General features: G+C 73.0%; 5 protein-coding genes. 4 read left to right on the top strand and 1 reads right to left on the bottom strand.

The annotated features are described in order from the left end of the window. Positions 1–723: hypothetical protein (locus AB0I76_RS20915; RefSeq protein WP_357037910.1), on the top strand; the 723-nt coding region annotated here is incomplete at its 5' end. 141 nt (positions 724–864) lie between these two features. On the opposite strand, the gene AB0I76_RS20910 is transcribed toward AB0I76_RS20915, so the two are convergent. Then, positions 865–1,311, bottom strand: coding sequence for an SRPBCC family protein (locus AB0I76_RS20910; RefSeq protein WP_357037907.1), 447 nt, complete (start codon positions 1,309–1,311; stop codon positions 865–867). A gap of 188 nt (positions 1,312–1,499) precedes the next feature. On the opposite strand from AB0I76_RS20910, the gene AB0I76_RS20905 reads away from it, so the two are divergent. The 3 genes from AB0I76_RS20905 to gltX are packed head-to-tail and all read left to right on the top strand — an operon-like array spanning position 1,500 to position 5,557. Further along, a complete protein-coding gene (locus tag AB0I76_RS20905; protein ID WP_357037904.1) occupies positions 1,500–2,831 on the top strand; it encodes a GH1 family beta-glucosidase in 1,332 nt (443 codons plus the stop codon). Further along, on the top strand, positions 2,828–4,099 hold the full coding sequence (locus AB0I76_RS20900) for an MFS transporter (RefSeq protein ID WP_357037901.1): 1,272 nt from the start codon (positions 2,828–2,830) through the stop codon (positions 4,097–4,099). The genes AB0I76_RS20905 and AB0I76_RS20900 overlap by 4 nt, the downstream gene beginning before the upstream one ends. 48 nt (positions 4,100–4,147) lie before the next feature. After that, positions 4,148–5,557, top strand: coding sequence for a glutamate--tRNA ligase (gene gltX / locus AB0I76_RS20895; protein WP_357037898.1), 1,410 nt, complete (start codon positions 4,148–4,150; stop codon positions 5,555–5,557). Positions 5,558–5,802 lie beyond the last annotated feature (245 nt).

Genomic DNA, 5,802 nt, shown 5'->3' with positions numbered 1-5,802 from the left:
CCGGCAAGCGCGGCGCACCTCGGCCACGGCCCCGGCGGGCTGGAGGTGTCCCGGGACGGCTGGACCCTGGCCCTGGACAGCGGGAGCCTGGTCGCCGGGCGGCCGGGCGAACTGGCGTTCCGGATCACCGACCCGACCGGCGCCGCGCTGACCACCTTCAAGGAGAACCACGAGCGGCGGATGCACCTGGTCCTCGTCGGCCGAGACCTGGCCGGCTACCAGCACGTGCACCCGGAGATGGCACCCGACGGCACGTGGCGTGTCCAGGTCACACCCGCCGCGGCCGGCCCGCTGCGTGCCATCGCCGACTTCTGGCCGGAGGGAGCACCGGCGGCGGTCACCCTGGGCGTGGACGTGCCGGTCCCCGGCCGGTACGAGGCGCGACCGCTCGCCCCGCCGGAGGAGACCGTGCTCGTCGACGGGTACACGGTCACGCTCGACGGCGGCCTGCGCGCGGGCGAGTCCAACCAGGTGCTGGTCTGGCTCGGCCGCGACGGCCAGCCGGTGCACGACCTGCAACCGCACCTGGGCGCGTACGGGCACCTGGTCGCGCTGCGCCAGGGCGACCTGGCGTACCTGCACGTCCATCCGGCGGCGGCGAGCCGGCCCAGCTCGGTGGTGGCGTTCGGCGTGACGGTGCCGTCGGCGGGCACCTACCGGCTGTTCTTCGAGTTCCGGCACCTCGACCGGGTGCACGTCGCCACCTTCACGGTGACGGTGTGAACCGCCCCGCCGCACGCGTGCCGGTCCGGCAGGTCCGGCGGGCGCGGCGGCGGGGTGGGCGAGCCGGCGGCGACCCGGGGTGCCCCTGGCGGGGACATCCGGGCCACCGCCGTCGCGCGGGTGGCGCCAGGACGGATCCGGTCAGCCGACGGCGGCCAGGTCGGTCAGCCGGGCGAGCGAGTCCTCCAGGTCGGCGCCGACCCGACGCAGACCGAGCCGGAGCAGGGCGGCCTTGACCGGACCGGCCGGCCAGCGTACGACGATGAGCCGCACGATCGTCCCGCTCTCCTCCTCGTCGGCGGTGAGCTGAACGTAGATCTCGGTGCGCGCCTCCGCCCGGGCACCGGCGCCCTTGGCGCGTTCCCGCCAGCCGATCAGGGTCGGCTCCTGGTAGGCGATCACCTCGGCCTCGTGCGCCGCGCCGCGCCCTGCCTGGACCAGTTGCCGCCGACCGAAGCCCTCACCCGAGAGCACCTCGGCCGCGCGGACCCCTGCCAGCCAGGCCGGCAGCTGCTCGGCCCGCTGCACGACATCCCAGACCACTTCCACCGGCGCCATCACGTGCGCACTGCGTTCCACGAGGATCATTTCCGTCTTTCCTCCGGTGAGGACATCCCACGATATCGGCACTCTATGCGTCAAATCGGACTTAGTTGGACGGGTTCGGAAAAGACACGCCGAAACTGGTTGCATTGGCAGCCTCCGAGGGCCTATGGCCTTTCCTGAGGACGCGGCCTAGAGTCCCGAACACGTCTCACGTATCGACGGGAGGGCTCATGCCGACCGGACCGCTGCCCCGCTTCCCCGCCGGGTTCCGCTGGGGCGTGTCGACGTCCGCGTACCAGATCGAGGGGGCCGCGAGGGAGGACGGGCGCGGGCCGTCCATCTGGGACACCTTCGCCCACTCCCCCGGGAGGATCGTCGACGGCAGCACCGGGGACGTGGCGTGCGACCACTACCACCGGTACGCCGAGGACGTGGCACTGATGGCCGGGCTGGGCGTCTCGGCGTACCGCTTCTCCATCGCGTGGCCCCGCGTCGTGCCGACCGGCACGGGTGCGGTCAACCCCGCGGGGCTGGACTTCTACGACCGGCTGGTGGACGACCTGCTGGCCCACGACATCGATCCGGTGGCCACCCTCTTCCACTGGGACCTGCCGCAGCCGCTGGAGGACGCCGGTGGCTGGCTGGACCGGGACACCGCCCACCGCTTCGCCGAGTACGCCGACGCGACCGCCGCCCGCCTCGGCGACCGGGTGAAGCTCTGGATCACCCTCAACGAGCCGTTCGTCCACATGAGCCTCGGCCACGGCATGGGCGTGCACGCCCCGGGCCGGATGCTGCTCTTCGACGCCTTCCCGGTCGCCCACCACCAACTGCTCGGGCACGGCCTGGCCGTCGCCGCGCTGCGCGCCCGCACCGCGAGCCCCGTCGCCATCGCCAACAACTACTCGCCGGTGCGGGTGTTCGGCGACACCGACGCCGACCGTGCCGCCGGAGCCGCGTACGACGCGCTGCACAACCGGCTCTTCACCGACCCGCTGCTGGGCCGCGGCTACCCCGACGGCGCCGGGCTCGACACCGCCGTCGTGCGCGACGGGGACCTGGCGACCATCGCCGCCCCGCTGGACGTGCTGGGGGTCAACTACTACAACCCCAGCGGCGTACGCGCGCCCGAGGAGGGTTCGCCCCTGCCGTTCGAGATCGTGCCGCTGGAGGGCTACCCGCGGACCGCCTTCGACTGGCCGGTGGTCCCCGACGGTCTGCGCGAACTGCTCGGCTGGCTGCACCGCACGTACGGCGCCGACCTGCCGCCGATCCAGGTCACCGAGAGCGGCTGCGCGTACGACGACGCGCCGGACGCGCAGGGGCGGGTGCACGACCCGGAGCGCATCGCGTACCTCGACGGGCACCTGCGGGCGGTCCGGGCCGCCATCGACGACGGGGTGGACGTGACCGGGTACTTCGTCTGGTCGCTGCTGGACAACTGGGAGTGGGCCGAGGGCTTCACCAAGCGGTTCGGGCTGGTGCACGTCGACTTCGACACCCAGGCCCGTACGCCCAAGTCGTCGTACGCCTGGCTCCGCGACCTGATCCGCGCGCGGTGACCACCGTCGACCCGACGCCGGCGTCACTGCCGGCGGCCCTCGCCGAACCCACCGCGGCCGTCTCGCGGCGCTGGGTCGCGCTGCTCGTCACCGCCAACCTCGGCGTCTGGATGGCGTTCTTCACGCCGATCCAGGTGCTGCTGCCCCAGCAACTGGGAGTGATCGCGCCGGACGACAAGGAGACCATGCTCGCGGTGGTCACCGGGCTCGGCGCGCTCGCCGCGGTCCTGGCCAACCCGCTCGCCGGAGCGCTGTCCGACCGCACCTGCCTGCGGGTGGCCGGCCGCGAGTTCGGCCGACGGCACGTGTGGACCGCCGGCGGCGCGGTGCTCGGGGCGCTGGCCCTGATCCTGCTGTCGCAGCAGCGGACCGTGGCCGGCGTGGCGCTGGCCTGGGTCGCGGCGCAGGTCTGCTTCAACGCGATGCTGGCCAGCCTGACCGCCGCCGTGCCGGACCGGGTACCGGTGGCCCAGCGCGGCGGGGTCTCCGGCTGGGTGGGCATCCCGCAGGCCCTCGGCCTGGTGCTGGGTGTGGTGCTGGTGACCGCCGTGGTGACCGGCAACGCCGCCGGGTACGTCGCGATCGCGGTGGCGGTGCTGCTGCTCTCCCTGCCCTTCACCCTGCGCACCGTCGACGACCCGCTGCCCCGGGCGCACCGGCCACCGCTGCGCGGCCTGGTCGCCTCGATGTGGGTGTCGCCGCGCCGGTACCCGGACTTCGGCTGGGCGTGGATCACCCGTTTCCTGGTGCAGCTCGGCAACGCCCTGGGCACCCTCTACCTGCTCTACTTCCTCACCGACGAGGTGCGGGTCGCGGACCCCGAGGGCGGGCTGCTGGTGCTGATCCTGCTCTACACCGCCGGCCTGGCGGCGACGGCCGTGGTGGCCGGACGCCTGTCCGACCGCTCCGGGCGGCGAAAGGTCTTCGTGATCACCGCCGGCGGGATCATGGCGGTGGCGGCGCTGCTGCTCGCCGCCGCGCCGGTCTGGCCGGTCGCGGTGGTCGCGGCGTTGCTGCTCGGCGCCGGGTACGGCGTCTACCTGTCGGTGGACGCCGCGCTGATCACGCAGGTGCTGCCCCGGGCCGCCGACCGGGCCAAGGACCTCGGCGTGATCAACATCGCGAACTCCGCGCCGCAGGTGCTCGGCCCGGCGATCTCCGCGCCGATCGTGGTCCACCTGGGCGGCTACCCCGTGCTCTACGCGGCCACGGCGGCGGTCACGGTCCTCGGCAGTGTCCTGGTGCTGAAGATCCGCTCGGTGCCCTGAGCCTGCCCCGCGGCGGAATCCGGTCGCGGGCGGCCGTAGGCTGGGGACGTGACGGTACGTGTACGCTTTGCCCCTTCCCCGACCGGTATGTTCCACGTCGGCGGTGCCCGCTCGGCCCTGCAGAACTGGATCTACGCCAAGCAGCAGGGCGGGGTGTTCGTGCTCCGCATCGAGGACACCGACGCGGCCCGCAACAAGCCCGAGTGGACCGAGGGCATCCTGTCGGCGCTGGAGTGGATCGGCATCGCGCGGGACAGCTACGAGGGTCCCTACTTCCAGTCGTCGTACGCGGCCGAGCACCGCGCCGCCGCCCAGCGCCTGCACGAGGCGGGTCGGGCGTACTACTGCGACTGCACCCGGGAGGCCGTACAGGCCCGCACCGGCTCGCAGTACCAGGGCTACGACGGCTTCTGCCGGGACCGGGGCCTGGAGCCGGGCGAGGGCCGGGCGCTGCGCTTCCGCACGCCGGACGAGGGCGAGACCGTGGTGGTCGACCTGATCCGCGGCGAGCCGACCTTCGAGAACAAGCTGATCGAGGACTTCGTCATCGCCCGCGGTGACGGCTCCGCGGTGTTCCTGCTGGCGAACGTGGTCGACGACATGACCATGGGCATCACCCACGTGATCCGGGCCGAGGAGCACCTGCCCAACACGCCGAAGCAGCAGTTGCTCTGGGACGCCCTCGGGGTGAAGCCGCCGGTCTGGGCACACGTGCCCGTCGTCGTCAACGAGAAGCGCCAGAAGCTCTCGAAGCGGCGGGACAAGGTCGCGCTGGAGGCGTACCGGGACGAGGGTTACCTCGCCGACGCGATGCGCAACTACCTCATGCTGCTCGGCTGGGCGCCCTCGAACGACCGCGAGATCGTGCCCTGGTCGGTGATCGAGGACGAGTTCCGGCTGGACGAGGTCAACCCCTCCCCCGCGTTCTTCGACGAGAAGAAGCTGCGCGCGTTCAACGGCGAGTACATCCGGGCGCTGCCGGTGGCGGAGTTCGTCGACGCCTGCCGGCCGTGGCTGACCGGCACCGACACGATCCCGCCGCCGCCGTGGCAGCCCGAGGAGTTCGACGCGGACGCCTTCGCGGCGGTCGCCCCGCTGGCTCAGACCCGGATCGCGGTCCTCAGCGAGATCGTGCCGAACGTCGACTTCCTCTTCGTCGACAGTCCGCTCATCGACGAGGCGGCCTGGACGAAGGCGATGAAGGAGGGCGCGGCCGACCTGCTCGACGCGGCGATCGCCGCGTACGAGGCACTGGAGTCGTGGAACGCCGAGTCGCTGAAGTCGACGCTGGAGGCGGTCGGGGCCGAGCGCGGCCTCAAGCTCGGCAAGGCGCAGGCCCCGGTGCGGGTCGCGGTGACCGGTCGCACGGTCGGTCTGCCGCTCTTCGAGTCGCTGGAGGTGCTGGGCCGCGAGCGCACCCTGACCCGCCTCCGCGCCGCCCGCCTCCGCCTGTTCTAACCCCCACCCCCCACCCCCCACCCCACCCCGGCCCTCCCCGCCTACCTGCCGCCGCGATCTTGCACTTTCGGTCGCGGGTTGGTCCCGAACTGCCCGATTTGCGGCGGCAGTAAGTGCAAGATCGCGGAACCCAGGGGGCGCGGACGCGGGGCGCGGGGGGCGGGGGGCGGGGGCTGAGCCACCGTCGATCGCGACTGCGGGGCTCGCAGACCCGGCTCACTCCTCGCGCTCACGCCGCCGCCTCC

This window comes from Micromonospora sp. NPDC049799 (assembly GCF_040656655.1).
Lineage (GTDB): Bacteria > Actinomycetota > Actinomycetes > Mycobacteriales > Micromonosporaceae > Micromonospora.
Note: the sequence above shows the minus strand (reverse complement) of the source record. Positions and strands in the feature narration are given on the sequence as shown.

What these genes read in the sequence shown, in the direction of transcription:
- AB0I76_RS20910 (WP_357037907.1), bottom strand. Translation starts at nt 1,311, where the DNA reads ATGATCCTCGTGGAACGCAGTGCGCACGTGATGGCGCCGGTGGAAGTG.
- AB0I76_RS20905 (WP_357037904.1), top strand. Translation starts at nt 1,500, where the DNA reads ATGCCGACCGGACCGCTGCCCCGCTTCCCCGCCGGGTTCCGCTGGGGC.